Below are 21,277 nucleotides of genomic sequence, written 5' to 3'. Positions count from 1 at the left end.
TGCCACCAGTAGCGGACAGAGGCTGACCGCAACTGTCGGCATCGTGGTCGTCGAACCCACACAGGAGGTGGACCATGATCCGAACTCGCGGGCTCACGAAGGACTTCGTCGTGAGCCGTCACGAGACCGTGCACGCCGTGCGCGGCATCGACCTCGACGTCGAGGCCGGCGAGCTCGTCGCCGTGCTCGGCCCGAACGGCGCCGGCAAGACCACGACGATGCGCATGCTCACGACGCTCCTCGCCCCGACGTCCGGCACGGCGCACGTCGCCGGGCACGACGTCACGACCGCGCCGCACCGCGTGCGGGCCGCGATCGGGTACGTCGGGCAGGGCAACGGCGCGGCCTCGGTGCAGCAGGTGCGCGACGAGCTCGTGCTGCAGGGGCGGGTGCACGGCCTGGACCGGCGCGCCGCCGAGTACCGCGCCGACGAGCTGCTCGAGGCGCTCGACCTCGCCCCGCTCGCCCGGCGCAAGGTGGACAGCCTGTCCGGCGGCCAGCGCCGGCGGCTCGACGTCGCCCTCGGGCTCGTCCAGGCGCCGCCGCTGCTCTTCCTCGACGAGCCGTCCACCGGCCTGGACCCGCACAACCGGGCCAACCTGTGGGAGCACGTGCTGCGCCTGCGCACCCGGTCGGCGGAGAGCTCCGGACCGCCGACGACGATCGTCCTCACGACCCACTACCTCGACGAGGCCGACACCATGGCGGAGCGCGTCGTCGTCGTCGACCACGGCGAGGTCATCGCCGACGACACCGCCGACGCGCTCAAGGCCGACCTCGCGGGCGACCACGTGGCGCTGCAGGCGGCCCCCGAGCACCTGGCCGTGCTCGCGCAGATCGCCGAGCGCGACGCCGGCACGCGCGAGGTCGCCGTGGACGTCACCGCGGACCACGACGGCGCCGGGGACGCCGGTCCCGACCGGCTCTCCACCGGCGTGGTGTCGGTGCGCTCCACCGACGGCACCCGCGCGGTGCCCGGGCTGCTGCGGGCCGCGGACGCCGCCGGCGTCGACGTCCTGGGCGTCCAGGTCTCGCGCCCCACCCTCGACGACGTCTTCCTCGCGCTCACCGGCCGCAGCCTGCGCGAGACGGCGCTCGACCCCTCGTCCGGCCGCACGCCGGACCTCACGAAGGAGGTGGCCCGATGAGCCACACGACCGTCGCGGGCCCGCCGCGCGTCCCCGTCGCCCCCGCCACGACCCCGTCGCGGGCGGGCCGGTTCTGGGGCGACACCGGCCTCGTGCTCGTCCGCGAGCTGCGGCCGCTGGTGCGCGACCCGTTCTCCATGCTCTTCGGGCTGGTGCAGCCGCTGTTCTTCCTCGCCCTCTTCGGGCCGCTGCTGGTGAGCTCGCTCGGCGGGACCGACGCCCTCGGCGGCGACGTCTGGCTGTGGTTCGTGCCGTCGATCCTCGTGATGTCCACCCTGTTCGGGACCACCGGGACCGGCTCGAACCTGCAGATGGAGCTCGTCTCCGGCTCGCACGAACGGCTGCTCGTCACGCCGATGTCCCGGTCCGCGATGCTCGTCGGGCGGGCGCTCAAGGAGGTGGTGCCGGTCGTCGTCCAGGCGCTGGTCGTCGTGCTCGTCATGCTGCCCTTCGGCCTGCGCCCCGACCCGCTGGGCGTCGTGCTCACGCTCGGCCAGCTCGCGGTGCTCGGCGTGGGGATCGGCGGGTTCTCGTACGCCCTCGCCCTCGCGGTGCGCAAGCAGGAGTGGATGTTCTGGGTCGTGCAGCAGACGGTGATCTTCCCGCTCATGCTGCTGTCGGGGATGCTGCTTCCCCTCGACGGCGGGCCGGCATGGATGCGGACCGTCTCGTACGCCGACCCGCTGCGCTACGTCGTCGACGCCGCCCGCGAGCTGTTCGCGGGCGACCTCGCGTCGCCCGCCGTCCTGTGGGGGTGGGTCGCCGCGCTGCTCACCGCCGCCGCCGGGCTCGCCGTCGGGGTGCGCACGATGGAGCGCGCCCGCGCCTGAGGCCGCCGCTCGGCGACGGGTCAGGCGAAGCGCTGGCGGAACGCCTCCATGAGCGTCGGCCCGTCGGAGCCGAGCCGCCACACGGTCCAGCCGTCGACGGTCGGCGAGCCGGACGCCGCGGTGGCGGCGTGGTCCGGGTGCCGGTACCGCGAGCCGTCCGTCAGCTCGATCGCGCCGTCCGGGTGCAGCACCGCCTCGTAGTGCTGCCGGCGCCGCGGCCGGGACCACACGACCGGCGTCGGGTAGCCGATCGTGCTCGCGAGGGCGATGAGGTCCGGGTCGATCTCGTCGTCGGGCGCGACCGGCGCCCCCGACGGCTCCGGCGTCCAGGCGTCCGCCGGGGCCGTCAGCGGGTCGTAGGACGGCGCGTCGTACGAGGGGGCGTCGTACGAGGGGGCGTCGTACGAGGGGGCGTCGTAGGACGGCGCGTCGTACGAAGGGGCGCCGTAGGAGCGCCCGTCGTAGGACGGGGAACCGAACGACGGCGGGTCGTAGGAGGGCGCGTCGTACCGGCGGGACGGCGCGCGCGGGAGGGTGTCGTCCTCCCACGGCCGGTCGTCGTCCTGCGGCGGGACGCTCAGGCGCGGCGGCTCCAGCGGCGGCACCTGCAGGCGCGGCAGGTCGTCCTCGGCGCCCGACCAGCGAGGTTCCGGGATCGGCGGCTCGGGCCTCGACCACGACGACGGGGCCGGCCGGTCGAACGCCGGCGCCGCGACGGCGGCGAACGCCTCGCCCAGGCCCGGGCCCGCGCCGGAACCCGGCGGGGGCAGCGGCACGGAGGGCCTGCCGTGGTCGCTCCAGGAGTCGAGACCGGCGTCCGACGCGACCGGCTCGTAGGTCGGCGTCTGCTCGGCGGCCTGCTCCGCCGCGGCGAACCGCTCGGCCCGCGAGCGCCGGCGCACGGGCGCGGACCGGCGCGTCGTCGTGCCCCCGCCCGGCAGGGAGGTGGGCAGCGCCTCGTGCGGGGCACCGGCGGCGGGGTCCACGGGCAGCGGCAGCGCGGGCGGCGTCGGGGGCGCGGCGGCGTCGGCGGCACGACGGCGGCCGGCGCGCGTGGGGGCGACCTGCGCCGGGGCCGCGTGCCCGCGCGCCTCGGCGGGCATCTTGCCGCCCAGCGCCAGCCCGACCGCGACGCCCTCGGCGAAGATCTCCGGCTCGACGTCGGACGACGCGGGCGTGTCCGCCGCCGGGGTGCTCGGCGTGGCCCGGTCGCCGGTCACGCCGGGGGTGCTCGGGGCGCCGGTCGCGGCGGAGAGCTGCGGCGAGGTCGCGGACGAGGCGGGGTGGATCACCAACGGCGAGACGTCGACGAACCGCCGCCCGTCCGCGCTCTGCACCACGCCCATCTTCAGCACCTCGACGGGCATCGTGGGCTGGCGCAGGAAGTCGACGGCGTTGAGGATCTCCTCGTCCGCCTCCTGGCAGATCATGATGAGGCGGGCGCTGCTGCGACCCGGCTGGGAACGCGTGATGGGGACGCTGTCGTAGAACGCGGCCACGTCGCGGTGGAACGCCGACGCGCCTCCGTGGTACCGCGACGCGAGCTCGCCGCGGGTGAGCCGGCCGGCCGCGCCCGCGTGGTCGAGGGCCTTGGTGAGCGCCGACCGGTCGAGCTCGGCCACGAGCTCGACGACGACCGGCGACCCCGTGGCGTCGAGCGCCAGCAGGTGGGGCTCGTCGGGCCCGGCGCCCGGCGCGACCGGGAAGATCTGCTCGCCCAGCAGACCGTCGATGTGGCTCTCCACGACCGCGTGGGCCGTGGTGCCGACCCCCGGTTCACGGGTGACCTGGGACCGTCCGGACTGGACGAGGAGGGGCCGTTGGCCGTCGACCTCGAACAGTGGCATGCGCACAACTCCTGGTTCGGATCACGACCCCTGCGGCCGTATCCCGGGCACAGCCTAGGCCAGTCACCTGGGTGGCCTCCTCAGTGACGCGGGCCACGGGACATATCCGGCGCGGCGGGGCACACCTGACGTCGTGAAACGGGTAAACGAGACGAATCAGGCGTGCCCGGTCGTGGCCTCGTCGTCGTCCGGGGCAACCGCGCCCGGGCCCGCGGCCGAGCCGCCCAGCCGCTCCTCGACCCGGGCCACCTTGGCGTCGAGCTGGCCGGTGTAGCCGGGCCGGATGTCCGCCTTGAGCACGAGGGACACGCGGTGGCCACCGGCGCCCACCGCCTCGGTGGCGCGCCGGACCACCGGCATCACCTCGTCCCACTCCCCCTCGATCTCGGTGAACATCGCGGTGGTGCGGTTCGGCAGGCCCGAGTCGCGCACGATGCGGACGGCCTCGGCGACGGAGTCCGCGACGGACTCGCCGGCGCCGAGCGGGGACACGGAGAAAGCGAAGACGGCCATGCGCCCATCCTCCACCCTCGCCGTCCCGGGGAACGCTTAGGCTCGGCAGGTGAGCTCCTCCCCCGTCGCTCCGCGCGTCACCCTGCTCGCCGGCGGCGTCGGCGGTGCCCGCCTCGCCCACGGCCTCGCCCTCGCCCTGCCCGGCGGCGGCGCCCCCGACGACGAGGGCCGCGGGCTGACCGCCGTCGTCAACGTCGGCGACGACACCGAACGGCACGGGCTGCACGTCGCCCCCGACCTCGACACCGTCGTCTACACGCTCGCGGGCGCGAACGACGAGGACCGCGGCTGGGGGCTGCAGGGCGAGTCCTACGCGACCCTCGAGCAGCTCACGCGGCTCGGCGAGGACACCTGGTTCACGCTCGGGGACAAGGACCTCGCGACCCACGTGGTGCGCACCGCCGCCCTGCGTGCGGGCGAGCCGCTCAGCGCCGTCACCGCCCGCCTCGCCGCCGCGCTCGGGGTGCGCGCGCGGATCCTGCCGGTGACCGACGACCGGCTGCGCACCCTCGTGGACACCCCCTCCGGCCGGGTCGCGTTCCAGGAGTACTTCGTGCGCCGCCGGCACGCCGACGCCGTGCTCGGGCTGACGTTCGACGGCGCCGGGACGGCGCTGCCGGCGCCCGGGGTGCTCGACGCGCTGACGGGCGCGGACGTGCTCGTGGTGGCGCCCTCCAACCCGTTCCTGTCCGTGGACCCCGTGCTCGCGGTGCCCGGCGTCCGCGCGGCCGTCGAGAGCTCGACGGCCCGTCGGGTGGCCGTGAGCCCGATCGTCGGGGGCCGGGCGATCAAGGGCCCCGCGGCGCAGATCCTCGAGACCCTCGGCCACGAGGTCTCCGCGCTGGGTGTCGCCCGCCTCTACACCGGCCTGGTGGACGTCATGACGATCGACGACGCCGACGCGGCCCTCGCGGGCCCGATCCGCGACCTCGGCCTCGACGTGGTCGTCACCGACACGGTCATGGGCGGGCCGGCCGGACGCGAGCGCCTCGCCCGCGAGCTCCTGGCCGCCGTCGGCCACCGGGCTCCGTGAGCGCCGCACCCGAGACGGTCGCCGTCGTCCCCGTGCGGGACGGCGTCTCGGGCAAGTCCCGCCTCGCGACGGCGCTGGGCCCGGCCGCCCGGCGCCGGCTCGTCGCGACGCTCGCGCGGCACGTGGTCGGCGTGCTGGTGGCGTCGGACGCCGTCGACCGCGTCGCCGTCGTGACGGCCGACGCCCCGTTCGCGGCCGAGACGCTCGCCGGGCTCGACGTCGGCGTCGTCGTGCAGCCCGCGGACCGGCCGGGGCTCGACGCCGCGCTCGACCTCGGACGCGAGCACGCCGCCGCGCTCGGGGCGCGGCGGGTGCTGGTCGCGCACGCCGACCTGCCGCTCCTGTCCCCCGCCGACGTCGCGGCGCTCCTCGCGGCCGACGCCTCCGTCGTGGTGGCTCCCGACCGGCACGGCACCGGGACGAACCTGCTGCTCGTGCCGGCGACGCCGGGGTTCACGTTCCGCTTCGGCCCGGGCTCGTGCGCCGCGCACGTCGCGGAGGCGGGGCGCGCCGGCCTTCCGGTCGCCGTCGTGCACCGCCCAGGCACCGAGGTGGACCTCGACACCCTGGACGACTGGGGCGAGCTGCCCGCCGCCGCCCGCGACCGCCTGCGCGACGGCGTCGGCCTGCCGCTCCCGTAGCCCCGGTCGGGCGGACCGCGCCACCGATCAGTTCGAGGCGCCGGCGCGGTCCACCGCGGCATGAGCATCCCCCTGGTCCAGCAGTCCGACCTGCCGCACGGCAACCTCGAGGGCTACCTGCACGGCTCGGCGGTGTCGGTGATCTTCGAGCGCACCGACACCGACGGCGTCGGCCCCCGCCTGCACCTGCACCCCTACCCCGAGACGTTCGTCATCCGGTCCGGCCGGGCGCTGTTCCGGGTGGGCGACGACGAGATGGTCGCCGTGGGCGGGCAGATCCTCGTGGCTCCGGCCCGGGTGCCGCACAAGTTCACCGTGATCGGGCCGGAGCTGTACGAGGCCGTGCACATCCACGCCAGCGACCGGTTCGAGACCGAGTGGCTGGAGTAGCCGGGCCCGTCGTCACACCGCGTCGAGGCGCGCCCGCAGCTCGGGGTCGAGGTCGAGGTCGGCGGCGCCGAGCAGCTCGTCGAGCTGGGCGACGCTGCTCGCCCCGACGATCGGGACCACGGGCACGTCGCCGCCCAGGAGCCACGCGAGCACCACCTGGTTCGGCGTGGCGCCGACCTCGGCCGCCACCTCGCGCAGCACGCGCAGCCGCTCGTGCGTCGTGGGGTGGTCGAAGCCGTCCCACAGCGGCTTGTCGTCGCGCACCAGCGCGCCCTGCATGAGCGGCGAGTAGGCGACGACGGCGAGGGGGCTGCCCGCCTCGGACGACGCCCGGGCGTAGTCGAGCAGCTCGTACGACGCCCAGTTGTGCCGGCCGACGTCGGGCCGCGGGTACGGGTAGGTGAGCTGCTGCTGCACCAGGCCGTACGGGGCGACCCCCTGCCGGCGGGCCTCCTCCCGGGCCTCGACGACGCGGTGCAGCGCGACGTTCGAGATGCCCGCGATCCCGACGAGCCCTTCCGCCTGCAGCTTGCCGAACGCGCCGACGGTCTCCGCGAGCGGGGTCTCGACGTCGTCCACGTGGCCGTAGTAGGCGTCGACGTGGTCGACGCCGAGGTGCCGCAGGCTCTCCCGCGCCTCCCAGGCGATGGTCTCGGCGCCGAGGCCCTGGTAGTTCGTGGGGGGCACGGGCTGCAGCGGCAGGTCCGGGTCCTTCTTGGCCGCGCCCACCTTGGTGGCGATCCGCAGCGCGTCGCGGTTGCCCCGGTCGGCGAGCCAGCGGCCGAGCACGTCCTCGCTGTCGCGGCCGTGGCCGCCACCCCAGCCGTTGTAGTTGTTCGCCGTGTCGAGGAACGTGCCGCCGGCCTCGACGAAGCGGTCGAGGACCGCCCGGGACGTCTCCTCGTCGGTCCGGGTGCCGAACCACATCGTGCCGAGGCACAGGGTGCTGACCTCGAAGGACGTCGTGCCGTCTCCGATCGTGCGGTAGCGCATGGGTGCTCCAGTCCGTGGGGCCGGCGACCGTCCCGCCGGCTGACTCCTCCGACGCTACGAGCAGATCGGTCCGGGTGTACCGTCCAATTCCATGGCAACGGCCCAGACCAATGCTCGCCTCGCGTGGGACACGGTCCTCGACCTCGGCGACGACGGCGCCCCGCTGGTCGCCCGCCTCGAGCGCGCCCTGCGGGACGCGGTGCACGCCGGCCGGGTCCCCGGCGGGTCGGCGCTGCCGCCGAGCCGCGTCCTCGCGGAGACCCTGGGCGTGTCGCGCTGGGTCGTGACGGAGGTCTACGGCCAGCTCGTCGCCGAGGGGTTCTGCGAGGCGCGCGTCGGCTCCGGGACGCGCGTCGCCACGGGGGCCGCCGCGCACGCCGTCCCGAAGCACCCGGCCCGCGCCGCCCCCGTCCCCGCGGGCGCGGCCCTCCGCCTCGACCTGCGCCCGGGCGTGCCCGACCTGCGGCACGTGCCCAGGTCGGCGTGGCTGCGGGCGCTGCGGGACGCACTGGCCGACGCCCCCGACGCCGACCTCGGTGCCCCCGACCCCGCCGGCCACCCGGCGGCGCGCACCGCCGTCGTCGACTACCTCGCCCGGGCCCGCTCCACCTGCGCGAGCTCCGACGACGTCGTGGTCACGCACGGCGCGGCCGACGGCATGGCGCGCCTCGCCCGGGCGCTGCGCTCCGCCGGCCACCGCGCGGTCCTCGTCGAGGACCCGAGCTGGGGGCGGCTGCGCGACGTCGCCCGCGACGCCGGGCTCGTCCCCGTCCCGGTCCCGGTGGACGACGACGGGGTCGACGTCGGCGGGCTCGTCGCGGCGGCCGACCGCACCGGCGCCCGCGCCGCCCTGGTGACGCCCGCCCACCAGTTCCCGACCGGCGTGGCGCTCGCCCCCGGGCGGCGCGACGCGCTCGTGTCGTGGGCGCGCGACGTCGACGGGCTCGTGATCGAGGACGACTACGACGCCGAGTTCCGCTACGACCGGCGGCCCGTGGCCGCCCTGCAGGGTCACGACCCGGGCCGCGTCGCGCTGCTCGGGTCGCTCAGCAAGACGGTCTCGCCGGCGCTCGGGCTCGGGTGGCTGGTGCTGCCGCCGCGGTGGCGCGTGCGGCTCGGCGAGCTCGCCGGCGGGCCCGAGCCGTCGACGATCGACCAGCTGGCGCTCGGCGGGTTCCTCACGGGCGGCGGCTACGAGCGGCACCTGCGGGCCGCGCGGGGCCGGTTCCGCCGCCGCCGCGCGGCGCTGCTCGACGCGCTGGCCGCCGCGCTGCCCGGGCTGCCCGTCACCGGCCTGGCCGCCGGCCTGCACGTCGTCCTCGGACTGCCGGACGGCGTCACCGCCGCGGCCGTGGTCGCGGCCGCCGCGGAGCGCGACGTCGCCGTCGGCGACCTGCGGCGCTACCGCGTCACCGCGTCACCGGGACCGGCGTCCCCGCGCGAGGCGCTCGTCGTCGGCTACGGCAACCTCGCCGACGCGCGGGTCGAGGAGGCCGTCGCCGGGCTCGCCGCGGCGGTGCGCGAACGGTCGCGGCGGTGACGCCGGCGGGTCGCCGGGGTGCCGCTCACCAGCGTCCCCGGTGCACGACGTCCTCCAGCGGCTTGCGACGCCGCCGCGTCGGCGAGCCCTGGGCACCGCCGTCCGCCGGGTGACCCACCGCGACGACCCCGGTCTGCACCCACTCGTCCGGGACGCCGAAGGCCTCGCGGAACGCCGGCACCTCGCCGGCGCCGATGCCGAAGAAGCACGCGCCGAGGCCCTCGTCGACCGCGGTCTGCAGCATGAGCAGCGACGCCATGCCCGCGTCGACGTGCCAGTACGGCACCGGCCAGCGCGCCTCGTCCCGGTCGGTCCACCCCTTGTCCGGCTCGGCGTACCGGCCGAGGTAGGCGTCCTTCGAGCAGAGCACGACGACGAGCACCGGCGCGGTGCGCATGCCCGCCAGCCAGGTCGACATGTTCCGCTCGGACGCGGCCGGGGTGGCGGCCGCCCAGAACCGCTCCCGCTCGTCCGGCGTCGTGAGCACCAGGAACGACCAGCCCTGCGAGAAGCCCGCGCTGGGGGCGCGCACCGCGTTGCGCACCAGCCGGTCCACGACGTCGGGCGCCACCTCCTCGCCCGTGAACCGCCGCACCATCCGCCGCCTGCGCACCACGTCCTGGAACTCCACGCGCCCATCCTGCCTGCTGCCGGACGGCGGGGTCGCCGTCAGAGGACGAGCTCGGGCTGGAGCCGGGTGACCGACCACACGCGCTGCCGGCGCGCCGCCAGGGTGGTCAGGCCCAGCGCGACGACGAGCACCCCGACGAGCACCGTCACGTCCCGGGAGACCGTCGCGAGGTTGCCGCCGTACAGCAGCTGGCGCAGGCCCTCGACGGCGTACGTCATCGGCATGAACTGGTGCATGGCCTTCAGCGGCTGCGGGATCGTCTGCCACGGGAACGTGCCGCCCGCCGTGACGAGCTGGACCAGCATGAGCACCAGGCCGAGGAACTGGCCCGCGGCGCCGAGCCACACGTTCAGGGCCTGCAGGACGGCGACGAACGTGCCGGAGACGAGCACGAGGAACAGGGCGGTGCCGAGGCCGTACGCCGGCTGGATGTCGAGGGCGAACTTGGTCACGGCGAACATCGCGGCCACCTGCACGACGCCGATCGCGGCGGGCGTCGCCCAGCCGCCCAGCGCTGTCGCGAGCCCCGACCGGCCCGCGGCGAGCGCCCGCACCGACAGCGGTCGCACCAGCAGGAACAGGACGTACGCCCCGATCCAGGTGGCCAGCGAGAGGAAGAACGGCGCCAGGCCGCCGCCGTACGTGCCGGCCGACGACAGGGACTCGTCCTTCACCTCGACCGGGTTGCCGATGGTCGACGCCGTGTCCTCGCGCGTCTCGTCGTCGACGTCGGGGATCTGCCCCAGGCCCTGGGCCAGCCCGTCGCGCAGCTCCGAGGTGCCGGCCTTGAGCTCCCCGGCGCCGTCGGCGAGCTTCGTCGTCCCGGCCGCGAGGTCGGCCGCACCCCCGGCCACCTGCCCGGTGCCGTCGGCCAGCCGGTGGACGCCGTCGGTGAGCGCCGGCGTCGCGGCGGCGAGCTGCCCGGTCCCGTCCGCGAGCCGGTCGGCGCCGTCGGCCGCGGAGCCGATGCCCGCCGTGAGCTGCGGCGTCGCGCCGGCCAGCGTGGCCGCGCCGTCGGCCACCTGCCGGGAGCCGTCGGCGAGCGTGTCGAGCTGCTTCGAGGCTCCCTCGACCTTCGTCACCGCGGACTGCACGTCCTGGCGCTGCGCGTCCAGCGCCGCGTCGACGTCCTGCTGCGCGGCGCCGAGCTGTTCGTCGATCCCTGCGCGCGCCTCGTCCACGACCTGGGCGGCGATCGCCTCGCACTGCTCCTGCTGGTCGGCCGGCACGTCGGCGCACACCGCGGCCACGCGGTCGTCGATGCGCTGCCGGATGTCGTCCTGCGCCCCGTCGAACGCGTCCTTCGCGTCGGCGCGCGCGCCGTCGAGCGTGGGCAGCACCTGTCCGGCGGCGTCGGCCGCCTCGTGGCCGTACCGCGCCACCTGCGCGTTGCCGTCGGCCACCTGCGCGGCGCCGTCGGCGAGCTTCTCGGTCTGCGCGGGCAGGTCCTTCGTCTTCGACTGCAGCTCGCCCAGCCCCGACGCGAGCTGCCCCGCGCCGTCGTCGAGCTGTCCTACGGCGTCGGCGAGCGTGCCGACCTTGCCGTCCAGCGTCGTGGCCCCGTCCGCGGCCCGCTGCGCGCCGTCGGCGAGCCTGTGCGCGCCGTCGTCCGCGTCGGCGAGCCCGTCGTCGAGCCGCGTGGCACCGCCGAGGAGCTGCTTCGCGCCGTCCACCGCGTCCGCGAGGTTGGTGTGGATCGACGCGAACCCGCGCAGGAACGTGTCGGCGGCCTCGGTGCCGACCTGCTCCGCGATGGAGTCGCGCACCTGCCCCACGATCTGGTCCGAGATGGTGCCCGCGAGGTAGTTGTTCGCGTCGTTCGTGATGAGGGTGAGGCTCGCCTGCTGCGGCTCGAACTCGCCCGCCGACGCCAGGTCGGCGGAGAACGTGGGGCCGATGACGAGCGCGGCGTCGTAGCGCCCGGACCGGACGCCCGCCTCGGCGTCCACCTGGGAGGTCTCCACCCAGCCGAAGCCGCCGTCGTCGAGCAGCTGGTCCGCGACGTCGCGGCCGAAGTCGCGCTCGGTCTTCTCCCCCGTCTGGGCGTCCGTCGTCGTGGTGCCCTCGTCCTGCACGACGACAGCCGCCGGCACCTGGTCGAGGTTGCCGTAGGGGTCGTGGTTCGCGAAGAGGTACAGCCCCGCGTAGAGGGTGGGGATCAGCGCCATCGCGAGGATGGCGAGCCGGGGCATGCGCCCCGCGGCGAGCCGCTTGAGCTCGGACAGCGCGAGCCGGACCGCGGTCATCGGGCCTCCTCCTGCGTGGCGTGGCGCCCGACGACGGGCGCGGGCTCCGGAGCGGCGTCCCCCTCCGGGAGCGGGTCGGGGTCTTCCTCCGGGCGCGGGTCCGGGTCGGGCGACGGCTCCAGCTCGTCCTCCGGCTCGAGGGCGTCCCGCTCCTCGGCGCCCGTTGGCTCCGGCACCGGCTCCGGCTCCGGCTCCGGCACAGGTTCCGTCTCGGCCGTGGGCTCCGGCTCGTCGACGGCCGCGACGGGCGCGGGACCGGAGCGGAGCACGACCTGCGGCGGCTGGTGCAGCGTCGCGCCGCGGGCGGGCGGGAGGTCGACGCCCAGGTCGCGCGCGGACGACCGCGTGCACTGCACGAGCACGCCGAGGCCCGCCGCCGCCAGCGTGCGCGCCGTCTCCCACCAGCCTGCGGGCTCGCCGCCGTGCCGGTCCGGGAGCGTGAGCACCACGAACCGCACGTCCGGGTTCTCGGCCGCGAGCGCGGCGAGCACGGCCGTACGCACGACGCCGGGCAGCTGGTCCACGCGCATGCCCCGCTCGTCGGTGAGCTCATGGTCGGCCAGCCACCGCGCCACGTCCCGGGGCAGCGACCGCCGGCCGGCCAGCGCGAGGCCCTCGGCCACGACGTCGGCCAGGGTGAGGGCGTCGTCGGGCTCGCTGATGCCGGGCACGTCGACGACGGCGCTCACGGTACGCAGCGCGGACGGCGACGCGTCCACGCCGTCGAGCCGGACGTCCCCCGCGGCGGGTGCGAGACGCCCGGTCGCCACGAGGGCGAGGGCGGTGTGGCCGTGCCCGGGCTCACCGGCCACGAGCAGGCACTCGCCCGTCGACCAGTCGAGGTCCGTGGCCTCCAGCATCGGCTCGCGACGCCCGTCGACCCGTACCCCGCTCAGCGTGATCTGCACCCCTGCACTCCTCGTCCCGTGCCCCGGCAGGCCGTTGTTGACCTGTGATCAACAACGGTACGACCGATATTGACTGGCGGTCAACAAGCCCGTACAACTAGAGGCATGGTCCCCGTCACCCCGGCCGCGCGCACCCGGCACGAGCCCGCCGACCGACGTCGCCAGCTCCTCGACGCCGCCCTGGCCGAGGTCGACGAGTCCGGCCTGGACGCGCTGACCCCCGCCACCGTCGGAGCCCGCTCCGGGGCGTCCAAGGCGCTCGTCTTCCACTACTTCGGCTCCACCGTGAAGCTGCGGCGGACCGTCGCCCTCGAGGCGATCACCCACCTGGACCACGCCCTGCAGACCCCCGACGACATGCCCCTCGCCGAGCGCCCCGAGCACGCCATGGCGGCCTTCCTGGGGTCCGTCACCGCGCACCGGCGCGTGTGGGAGGACGTCTGGCGGGGCACGCTCGCGTCCGACGACGTCACCGAGGCGGCGCTGGAGCGCGTCCGCTCGGACCTCGTCGCGCGCATGACGGCGACGGCGGGCGTCATCGGCTTCGCGCCCAGCCCGCGCCTGCAGCTGCTGGCCCGCGGCTGGGTGGCGCTCGTCGAGAACGCCACCGCCGCATGGCTCGGCGGCAGCGACCTGACGCGCGCGGAGCTGGAGCGGCTGCTGCTGTCCAGCCTCGTCGTGCTCGTGCCCGAGCTGCCCGAGCCCGCGCGCTCCGCCGTCCTCGACATCTCCCGCCCCGGCGTCGCCGAGCGCGGCTGACGGCGGTCGCGGGGCCGGACGGTGGCGCTGCCGGGTGCCGCAGGGCCGGGCAGCGACGGGCCCCGGCCGCCGGGTGCTCTACTCTCTGCGGCATGCCCCCAGCGCACGCGCACGCGACGGCCCGCTCCTCCCGGCACCACCTCGTGCGCCGCCGCGCCCTCGTCGGGGTCGCCTGCACGGTCCTCGTCGCCACCGCGTTCGTCGCGGGCGACCTGCTGTACCGGCTCGGCGACGGCGTCGCGGCCGACCCTGCGTCGCCGTGGAAGATCGACGAGGACCGCTCGTTCGCGGAGCTCGCGGCCTGCGCGGCGATGCTCGCCGCCGCCGCGCTCCTCGCGCACCGCACGCGGAGCGTGCCGCGGTCGTCCGTGCTCGGGGCGTGGGCCGGCGTGCTGCTGCTGGTCGTGGCCGACGACCTCCTGCAGATCCACGAGACCGCCGGCGGCGCCCTCGCGTCGGCGCTGGACCTCGGCCCCGCCGGTGGCCTCGACCCGCAGGGGTGGGGCGAGCTCGCCGTGTGGGGCGCGCTCGGCGTCGTCTCGCTCGCGGCTCTGGTCGTGACCTACCTGCGCAGCGGCGTGCCCGCCCGGAAGGTCTCCTGGTGGCTGCTCGGCTGCGTCGGGGTGCTCGGCGTCGGCGCCGTGGGCGTCGACATGGCCGCGATCGTCGTCGAGCCGCACGTGGCGGGCAACGTCAGCTGGGTCGTCGCCATGCTGGAGTCCTCCGGCGAGCTGGTCGCCGCCGGCCTCTTCCTCACCGTCGCGTGGTGCTTCCACCGCGCGACGGCGCCGGAGCCGGACGCGACCCCGGCCCCGCAGGTCGTCGCCGCGGCCGGCTGAGCCCGCCCGGGGTCACAGGCGCTCGGCGATGACCTCCACCAGCGCCTTGCCCTGGGTGCCCTCGAGCTGCAGCGCCTGGGTGCGGCAGGAGAACCCGTCGGCGACGTACTCGGTGCCGGGCTCCGCCTCCCGCAGCGCCGGCAGCAGCGCGTTCTCCGCGACGGCGACCGACACGTCGTAGTGGCCCTTCTGCATGCCGAAGTTGCCCGCCAGCCCGCAGCAGCCGGCCAGCACCTTGATGTCGGCGCCGGCCGCGCGCAGCAGCGCCTCGTCGGCCGAGAAGCCCATCACGGAGTGCTGGTGGCAGTGCGGCTGCACGACGGCGGTGAGATCGGACAGGTCGGGGACCTGCCAGCCCGTCTCGGCGGGCGGCGCCGACTCCGGTGACGTGAGCAGCTCGGCGAGCGTGCGGGTCGCGCCGGCGACGGCCTGGGCGCGCGGGTCGTCCGGGAACAGGTCGAGCAGGTCGGAGCGCAGCACGGCCGTGCACGACGGCTCCAGCCCGAGGATCGGGATGCCGTTCACCGCGTACGGGCCGAGCACGCTCAGCAGCGACGACAGCCGTCGCCGGGCGCCGTCGAGCTGGCCGGTGGAGATCCAGGTGAGGCCGCAGCAGGCCTGCTGGCTGGGCACGACGACGTCGTACCCGGCGGCGCTCAGCACCTTCACGGCGGCCTGCGGCACGGACGGCGTCAGGGAGTCGTTGAACGAGTCCGTCCACAGCACGACCTTCGGCCGGTCGCCCGGCCCCGGCTTGCCGGGCGACTGCCCGGCGCCCAGGCCCGGCACGCCGTGCGAGGCCCAGCCACGCTTCCACCAGGTGCGGAAGGGGATCTCGGCGAACTCGGGGACCTGGCGGCGCGTGTCCATGCCACCGGCCCAGAGCACGGCCTTCGCGATCCACGGCACGCCGAGCACCTTGTTGACGAACCGGGGCATGCCACCGGCGAGCCGCGCCCAGCGCGGCAGCCAGCCGAGGGCGTAGTGGTCGACCGGGCGCAGCTTCCCCTTGTAGGTACGGTGCAGCACCTCCGCCTTGTACTGCGCCATGTCGACGCCGGCCGGGCAGTCCGAGGAGCACGCCTTGCAGCTCAGGCACAGGTCCAGCGACTCGCGGACCTCGGGGGCGGTCAGCCCGCCGACGAGCGTGCCGTTGACGGCCTCCTGCAGCACCCGGGCCCGTCCGCGCGTGACGTCCTTCTCGTCCTTGGTCGCCTGGTAGCTCGGGCACATGAAGCCGCCCGCCGCCGACGTGTCCGCGCGGCACTTGCCCACGCCCACGCAGCGGTGCACGGCCGTCGTGAGGTCGTGGTGGTCGTGCGCGAACGAGAAGCCGACGTGCCCGGCCTTCTTCGCGATGCCGTGCAGCGGGCCGGAGCCGCCCATGCCGCGGTCCCCCACCGGCACGGTGGAGATCACCGGGCGGGCGGCGGGCCGGCGCAGGTCGGCGTCCACCGCGGACGGTCGCACCACGACGCCGGGGTTGAGCAGGTCGTCCGGGTCGAAGAGCGCCTTGAACCGCTCCATGAGGCGGATCGCCTCGGGCGAGTACATGAGCGGCAGCAGCTCCGACCGGGCCCGGCCGTCGCCGTGCTCCCCCGACAGCGACCCGCCGTGGTGCGCCACGAGCCGGGCCGCGTCGGTCATGAACGTGCGCAGCACGGAGCCCGAGGTCTCGAGCGGGATGTCGATGCGCAGGTGCACGCAGCCGTCGCCGAAGTGCCCGTAGGGCAGCCCGTCGACGCCGTAGCGCTCCATGAGCGCGTCGAGGTCGCGCAGGTAGGCGCCGAGCCGCTCGGGCGGCACCGCGGAGTCCTCCCAGCCCGGCCACGCCTGCTCGCCCGCGGGCGTGCGCCCCGCGAGGCCGGCGCCGTCGGCGCGGATCTGCCACATCTTGGTGGCGTCCGGGCCGGCCGGCAGCACCAGCGACGACGTCGCCGACGCGGCCGTGACGATCGCCTCGGCGCGCGCGCTCGCCTCCTCCTGCGACGCGCCGCCGACCTCGATCATGAGCCAGCCCGCACCGTCCGGCAGCGCGGGCACCGCGCCCTCGCCCTTGGCCCGGCGCACGACGTCGACCAGCCGGGCGTCGAGACCCTCGACCGCGAGGGGGTGGTGGCCCAGCAGGTGCGGGACGTCGTCGGCGGCCGCGGGCATGTCGGGGTAGCCGAGCACGACGAGCGTGGGTGCGCTCGGCACCGGCACCATCCGCAGCGTCGCGCCCAGCACCGTGACGCACGTGCCCTCCGTGCCGACCAGCGCCTTGGCGAGGTCCGAGCCGTTCTCGGGCAGCAGGTGCTCCAGCGAGTAGCCGGAGACCTGCCGGCCGAACCGGCCGAACTGGGTACGGATCAGCGCGAGGTTCTCGCGCACCAGCTCGGCCAGGCCGGGGACGGCGGCGAAGGTCGGGTCGCCGCGGCCGGCAGTGAAGCGCCGGCCGTGCCCGTCGACGACGTCGAGCGACACGACGTTGTCGGCCGTGCGGCCGTAGGCCACGGCGTGCGGCCCGCACGCGTTGTTGCCGATCATCCCGCCGAGGGTGGCGCGGTTCTGGGTGGACGGGTCCGGGCCGAAGCGCAGCCCGTGCGGGGCGCCCGCGCGCTGCAGCGTCGACATGACGGTGCCCGGCTCGACCGTGGCGGTGCCCGCCTCCACGTCGAGCGACACGACCTCGTCCAGGTGCCGCGAGAAGTCCAGCACCACGCCCGGCCCGACCGCGTTGCCGGCAACCGACGTGCCCGCCCCGCGCGGGGTCACGGGGATCTTCAGCTCGCGCAGCACCTCGAGGGAGCGCACGACGTCGGCCGTGCTGCGCGGGAAGGCGACGACGTCGGGCAGCACGCGGTAGTTCGACGCGTCGGTGGAGTACTCGGCCCGGCGGCGCGCGCCGGCGTCCACCTGGCCCGCGACGACCGTGCGCAGGGCCGTGGCGACGGCCTCGCGTGCCTCGGCCGCCGCGCGCTCCACCTCGGCCTGTTCCAGCGTGGCCTGCCCACGCTCCGCGCCGGGCGCGGCACCTCCGGTGACGGCTGCGGGCGTGGTCACGACGTTCTCGGCGGGCACGGGGCGATTCTCGCATCCACTCGCGCCCGGGGCAGGAGGGTCCCAGGGCGCGGCCCGCGCCCTGGTCGACGCGCCCGCCACCGCGCGCGGCACGGGCACCCGTTGGCTAGCGTCGGGGGATGCGCGTCGTCGTGGTGGGAGCGAGCGGGAACGTCGGGACGGCCGTGCTGCGAGCCCTGGCACGCGAGCCCGTCGTGACCTCGATCGTCGGGGTGGCGCGGCGCGTGCCCCGCGCCGACGGGTCCAGCACCGTGTCGTTCCCGCACGACGCCGCCGAGTGGGTGCGCGTGGACCTCACCGACACGGCCGACGCCGTCGTCCGCGGCCTCGACGAGGCCTTCGCGGGCGCCGACGCGGTGGTGCACCTCGCCTGGGCGTCGCCGTCGACCCGCAGCGTCGAGGCGCAGCGCCGGCTGAACCTCGGGGGGTCGCGTTCCGTCGTCGACGCGGTGCTGCGCCAGCACGTGCGCCACCTGGTGTTCGGCTCGACGTCGGGCGTCTACTCGCCCGGCCCGGCCGACGGGTCCGCCGTCGACGAGTCGTGGCCCGCCCGCGGGGTGCTGACGTCCACGTACTCGTCGCACAAGGTGGCCGTCGAGCGGATGCTCGACGAGGTCGAGCAGGCGCACCCCCGCCTGGTCGTGACGCGGGTGCGCCCGTCGCTGATGTTCCAGCGCGAGGCGGGGGCCGAGCTCTCGCGGTACTTCCTGGGACGGCTCGGGACGACGGCGCTGCGGTTGGCGGCGAAGCGGGCGCCGGAGGGGGCGCTCCTGCCGGTGCTGCCGCTCCCCGCCGGGCTGCGGCTGCAGGTGCTGCACACGGACGACGCCGCGGACGCGTACCGGGCGGTGGTCGTCGGGCGGCACCCGGGGGCGTTCAACCTCGCCCCCACCGGCTGGCTCGACGGCGACGACCTGGCCCGGCTGCTCGCGGGCGGGCGGTCGGCCGACGTGTCGCCGGACCTCGTGCGCACCGGGCTGAGGGTGGCCTCCGCGGCGCGGCTCGTGCCCATCGACGTGGGGTGGTTCGACATGGCGCGCGCCGACGTCGTCCTGGACGCCGGCCGGGCGCACGAGCTGCTGCGCTGGCGGCCGACCCGCGACCCCGGCGAGGTGCTGCGCGAGACCGTCGAGGGCATCCGCGACGGGGCCGGCGCCGGCTCCCCGCCGCTGCTCGCCTGAGCCCGTCGACCGCAGCTCAGCCGCAGCTCATCCGCAACGAGCGTGCTGACTTGATCCTCATACCGCCGGTGTGAGGATCAAGTCAGCACGCTCGTTGCTGGGTCGGGCTGGGTGGATCCGGCGGTGCGGATCCGGCGGTGCGGTCGCGTCAGCCGTTGAAGGTGACGTCCAGGGTGACCTCGCTGACGCCCGCGAGCGCCTTGGAGACCGGGCAGCCGCCCTTGGCGGCCTCGGCGGCGGCGCGGTAGGCGTCCGCGTCGATGCCGGTCGCCTCACCGACGACGGTCAGCGCGATCTTCGAGATCTCGAACCCGCCGCCGGCGGCCGGGCTCAGCGTGACGTCGGCGCTCACGTCGGTCGCGCCGGGCGTGCCGCCCGCGTTCGCGACCTCGAGCGAGAACGCCATGGCGTAGCACGACGAGTGCGCGGCCGCGATGAGCTCCTCCGGGCTGGTGACGCCGCCCGCGTCGTCGGCGGCACGGCGCGGGAAGGAGACGTCGAAGGCGCCGGCACCGGAGCTGGCGAGCTCGACCCGACCGGAGCCCTCCTGCAGGGTGCCGTTCCAGGCGGTGCGTGCGGTACGAGTGGGCATGGCTGTACTCCTTCGTGCTCCGGGACTGGTCAGGACGACCGTAACGCGATCCCCGGCGTATCTCGCGCACGGACATCACCCGCACTTTCATCCCTCCGCCTCGTCCGGGCCGACCTACGGTGCTCAGATGATCGTCGACACCGACCCGGTCGCCGGGACGGCGCGCCACCCCGGCGCCCCGAAACGCCCGCGGCGGCGGCACGCCGGGCGGTGGGTCGCGCTGGGCGTGTGCCTCGTCGTCGTGGCCGCGGCGGTGTGTGCGGTGCTGCTGGTGCGCGACGCCGTCGTGGCCCGCGCGGCGCTGACGCGTGCCGCGGCGCAGGTCCCCGCCGTCGCGGAGGACCTGCGGTCGGGCGTCACGCCCGGCGAACCCTCGGAGTCCTCCGACGGCGCCGGGGACGGCGCGGCCCCGCCGGCGGCGTCCCCCGCCCTCGCCGAGTCCCCCGCCCTCGCCGAGCTGCGCCGCCAGACGACGGTCGCGCGGGAGGCGACCGACGGACCGCTGTGGTGGCTCGCCGCCCGCGCGCCCGTCGTCGGGCCGTCCGCGAGGGCCGCGACCGACGTCGCCCTGGTGCTGGACGACGTCACCGATGACGTGCTGCCGGCCCTCGCCGAGCTCGCCGACGCGATGTCCGCCATGTCGCGGACGGCGGACGGGGGCCTCGACCTGGCGCCCCTGCAGGCCGTCGCCCCGGCGGTGTCGTCGGCGCAGCGGACCGTCACCGCCGCCGACGACCGGCTGGCGCGCATCGAGGTGGACGCCCTGCTCCCCCGGCTCGGCGAGCCCGTGGCCGCGCTGCGCGACCGGGTGGGCGAGCTGGCGGCCGCGACGGACACCGCCGACCGCGCGGCCACGCTCGCGCCGACGATGCTCGGCGCCGACGGGCCGCGCACGTACCTCCTGCTGAGCATGAGCACGGCGGAGCTGCGCGCCGGCGGCGGGATCCCCGGGGCGCTGACCCTGCTGCGGGTCGAGGGGGGCCGCGCCGAGGTCGTGCGCCAGGTCGCGGCGGCCGACGTCGGCCCGTTCGACGAGCCGGTGCTGCCCCTGGAGCCCGACGACGACGCGGCGTACACGGGCCGGCTGGGCACGTTCGTCCAGGACGTCACCGCGACCCCCGACTTCCCGACGTCGGCCCGCCTGGCCGCCGAGATGTGGGCGCGCGCCCAGGGCGAGCAGGTGGACGGGGTGCTCGCGACCGACCCCGTCGCGCTGTCGTACCTGCTGGCGCAGGCCGGGCCGGTCGAGGTGCCGCTGTCCGGCCCGGTGGCGGAGGCCCTCGGGCGGGACACGGTGGAGGTGACGGCCGAGAACGCCGTCGACGTCCTGCTGCGGCGGGTGTACGACGTCCTCGACCCGCAGACCGCCGACCTGTTCTTCGCCGACGTCGCGTCGGCCGTGCTCGCGCGCGCCACCGCCGACGACGTCTCCCCCGCCGCCCTGCTCGTCGGGATGCAGCACGCCGCGGTGGAGCACCGGGTGCGCCTGTGGTCCCCGCACGAGCCGGAGCAGGAGCGCCTCACGGGCACCGTGCTGGCCGGGGCGTTCGACCGGGCCCCGCGCGCCGCCGACGCCGTGGGCGTGTTCCTCACCGACCACGTCTCGGGCAAGATGTCGGCCTACCTCGACGCGACCCTCACGCACGCGGGCTCGGAGTGCACGCCCGACGGGCGCGTGGACACCCTCGAGCTCGGCCTCGCGTCGACGGCGCCCGAGGACGCCGCGACGGCGCTGCCCGCGTACGTCGCCGGGCTGCCGGGCGGGTCGAGCCCGCCGGGCACGCTGCGGCTCGGCGTGGCGGTGTCCGGCCCGCGGGGCGGCGAGGCGCCGCGGCTGGAGCGCGACGGCGCGCCGCTCGGCGGCGAGGCCCGCACCACCCACGCGCGCCCGACGCTCGCCGTCACCGTCGTGCTGGCTCCGGGCGAGCGCACGACCCTGCGGTTGACGGTCCCCGCGTCCGCGGCGGCCGACACCGTCGGCGGCGCACCGAGCACCGGCGACGCACCGAGCGCCGGCGAGGGCACCCCGCCCGGCCGGCTCGAGGTGTGGTCGACCCCGACGACGACGCAGGGCGGCCTGCTCGACGTCGAGGTCCCGGCCTGCGGGTGAATGCGGCCGCTGC

Annotated in this window: 18 protein-coding genes; 10 read left to right on the top strand and 8 right to left on the bottom strand. The window is 76.3% G+C overall.

What is annotated here, in order from left to right:
- The first annotated feature begins 74 nt into the window (after nt 1-74).
- The gene (locus IEW03_RS03145) at nt 75-1,148 is read left to right on the top strand and encodes an ATP-binding cassette domain-containing protein (RefSeq protein WP_188522195.1); all 1,074 of its coding nucleotides are present in this window, start codon (nt 75-77) and stop codon (nt 1,146-1,148) included.
- The gene (locus IEW03_RS03140) at nt 1,145-1,978 is read left to right on the top strand and encodes an ABC transporter permease (RefSeq protein WP_188522194.1); all 834 of its coding nucleotides are present in this window, start codon (nt 1,145-1,147) and stop codon (nt 1,976-1,978) included. Before IEW03_RS03145 ends, IEW03_RS03140 begins: the two co-directional genes overlap by 4 nt.
- Before the next feature lie 20 nt (nt 1,979-1,998).
- Here the strand turns inward: IEW03_RS03140 and IEW03_RS03135 are convergent, their stop codons facing one another.
- Both IEW03_RS03135 and IEW03_RS03130 read right to left on the bottom strand, forming a co-directional pair.
- On the bottom strand, nt 1,999-3,825 hold the full coding sequence (locus IEW03_RS03135) for a restriction system modified-DNA reader domain-containing protein (protein WP_188522193.1): 1,827 nt from the start codon (nt 3,823-3,825) through the stop codon (nt 1,999-2,001).
- Between the two features lie 156 nt (nt 3,826-3,981).
- On the bottom strand, nt 3,982-4,338 hold the full coding sequence (locus IEW03_RS03130) for a thiamine-binding protein (protein ID WP_188522192.1): 357 nt from the start codon (nt 4,336-4,338) through the stop codon (nt 3,982-3,984).
- 49 nt (nt 4,339-4,387) lie between these two features.
- Between IEW03_RS03130 and cofD the strand changes: the two genes are divergently transcribed.
- The 3 genes from cofD to IEW03_RS03115 are packed head-to-tail and all read left to right on the top strand — an operon-like array spanning nt 4,388 to nt 6,402.
- The gene (gene cofD / locus IEW03_RS03125) at nt 4,388-5,371 is read left to right on the top strand and encodes a 2-phospho-L-lactate transferase (RefSeq protein WP_188522191.1); all 984 of its coding nucleotides are present in this window, start codon (nt 4,388-4,390) and stop codon (nt 5,369-5,371) included.
- Nucleotides 5,368-6,012 carry a 2-phospho-L-lactate guanylyltransferase gene (gene cofC / locus IEW03_RS03120; RefSeq protein WP_188522190.1) on the top strand — a complete coding sequence of 215 codons (645 nt, stop codon included), beginning with the start codon at nt 5,368-5,370 and terminating at the stop codon, nt 6,010-6,012. The genes cofD and cofC overlap by 4 nt, the downstream gene beginning before the upstream one ends.
- Before the next feature lie 60 nt (nt 6,013-6,072).
- Nucleotides 6,073-6,402, top strand: coding sequence for a cupin domain-containing protein (locus IEW03_RS03115; protein ID WP_188522189.1), 330 nt, complete (start codon nt 6,073-6,075; stop codon nt 6,400-6,402).
- A 12-nt stretch (nt 6,403-6,414) separates the two neighbouring features.
- Here IEW03_RS03115 and IEW03_RS03110 read toward each other — a convergent pair whose 3' ends face one another.
- Nucleotides 6,415-7,395, bottom strand: a complete 981-nt coding sequence (locus IEW03_RS03110; protein ID WP_188522188.1) for an aldo/keto reductase — start codon at nt 7,393-7,395, stop codon at nt 6,415-6,417.
- 91 nt (nt 7,396-7,486) lie between these two features.
- On the opposite strand from IEW03_RS03110, the gene pdxR reads away from it, so the two are divergent.
- The gene (gene pdxR / locus IEW03_RS03105) at nt 7,487-8,935 is read left to right on the top strand and encodes a MocR-like pyridoxine biosynthesis transcription factor PdxR (RefSeq protein ID WP_188522187.1); all 1,449 of its coding nucleotides are present in this window, start codon (nt 7,487-7,489) and stop codon (nt 8,933-8,935) included.
- A gap of 25 nt (nt 8,936-8,960) precedes the next feature.
- On the opposite strand, the gene IEW03_RS03100 is transcribed toward pdxR, so the two are convergent.
- The 3 genes from IEW03_RS03100 to IEW03_RS03090 are packed head-to-tail and all read right to left on the bottom strand — an operon-like array spanning nt 8,961 to nt 12,720.
- On the bottom strand, nt 8,961-9,566 hold the full coding sequence (locus tag IEW03_RS03100; protein WP_188522186.1) for a nitroreductase family protein: 606 nt from the start codon (nt 9,564-9,566) through the stop codon (nt 8,961-8,963).
- A 38-nt stretch (nt 9,567-9,604) separates the two neighbouring features.
- On the bottom strand, nt 9,605-11,812 hold the full coding sequence (locus IEW03_RS03095; protein WP_188522185.1) for a YhgE/Pip domain-containing protein: 2,208 nt from the start codon (nt 11,810-11,812) through the stop codon (nt 9,605-9,607).
- Nucleotides 11,809-12,720 carry an ABC transporter ATP-binding protein gene (locus IEW03_RS03090; protein WP_188522184.1) on the bottom strand — a complete coding sequence of 304 codons (912 nt, stop codon included), beginning with the start codon at nt 12,718-12,720 and terminating at the stop codon, nt 11,809-11,811. The genes IEW03_RS03095 and IEW03_RS03090 overlap by 4 nt, the downstream gene beginning before the upstream one ends.
- A gap of 105 nt (nt 12,721-12,825) precedes the next feature.
- Here IEW03_RS03090 and IEW03_RS03085 point away from each other — a divergent pair, with 105 nt between their 5' ends.
- Together IEW03_RS03085 and IEW03_RS03080 are read left to right on the top strand one after the other, a co-directional pair.
- On the top strand, nt 12,826-13,479 hold the full coding sequence (locus IEW03_RS03085; protein WP_188522183.1) for a TetR/AcrR family transcriptional regulator: 654 nt from the start codon (nt 12,826-12,828) through the stop codon (nt 13,477-13,479).
- Between the two features lie 92 nt (nt 13,480-13,571).
- Nucleotides 13,572-14,318 carry a DUF8692 domain-containing protein gene (locus IEW03_RS03080; RefSeq protein ID WP_188522182.1) on the top strand — a complete coding sequence of 249 codons (747 nt, stop codon included), beginning with the start codon at nt 13,572-13,574 and terminating at the stop codon, nt 14,316-14,318.
- A gap of 12 nt (nt 14,319-14,330) precedes the next feature.
- On the opposite strand, the gene IEW03_RS03075 is transcribed toward IEW03_RS03080, so the two are convergent.
- Entirely contained in the window at nt 14,331-17,300 is a 2,970-nt protein-coding gene (locus IEW03_RS03075; RefSeq protein ID WP_188522411.1) for an FAD-binding and (Fe-S)-binding domain-containing protein, read from the bottom strand.
- A 200-nt stretch (nt 17,301-17,500) separates the two neighbouring features.
- Between IEW03_RS03075 and IEW03_RS03070 the strand changes: the two genes are divergently transcribed.
- The gene (locus tag IEW03_RS03070; RefSeq protein WP_188522181.1) at nt 17,501-18,562 is read left to right on the top strand and encodes an NAD-dependent epimerase/dehydratase family protein; all 1,062 of its coding nucleotides are present in this window, start codon (nt 17,501-17,503) and stop codon (nt 18,560-18,562) included.
- Between the two features lie 148 nt (nt 18,563-18,710).
- Here IEW03_RS03070 and IEW03_RS03065 read toward each other — a convergent pair whose 3' ends face one another.
- Nucleotides 18,711-19,154 (bottom strand): OsmC family peroxiredoxin, encoded by a 444-nt coding sequence (locus tag IEW03_RS03065; protein WP_188522180.1) that lies wholly within the window; start codon nt 19,152-19,154, stop codon nt 18,711-18,713.
- A gap of 127 nt (nt 19,155-19,281) precedes the next feature.
- Between IEW03_RS03065 and IEW03_RS03060 the strand changes: the two genes are divergently transcribed.
- Entirely contained in the window at nt 19,282-21,264 is a 1,983-nt protein-coding gene (locus tag IEW03_RS03060; RefSeq protein WP_188522179.1) for a DUF4012 domain-containing protein, read from the top strand.
- Nucleotides 21,265-21,277: the final 13 nt, after the last annotated feature.

The sequence above is a fragment of the Isoptericola cucumis genome, assembly GCF_014635665.1.
Taxonomy (GTDB): Bacteria; Actinomycetota; Actinomycetes; order Actinomycetales; family Cellulomonadaceae; genus Isoptericola; species Isoptericola cucumis.
Note: the sequence above shows the minus strand (reverse complement) of the source record. Positions and strands in the feature narration are given on the sequence as shown.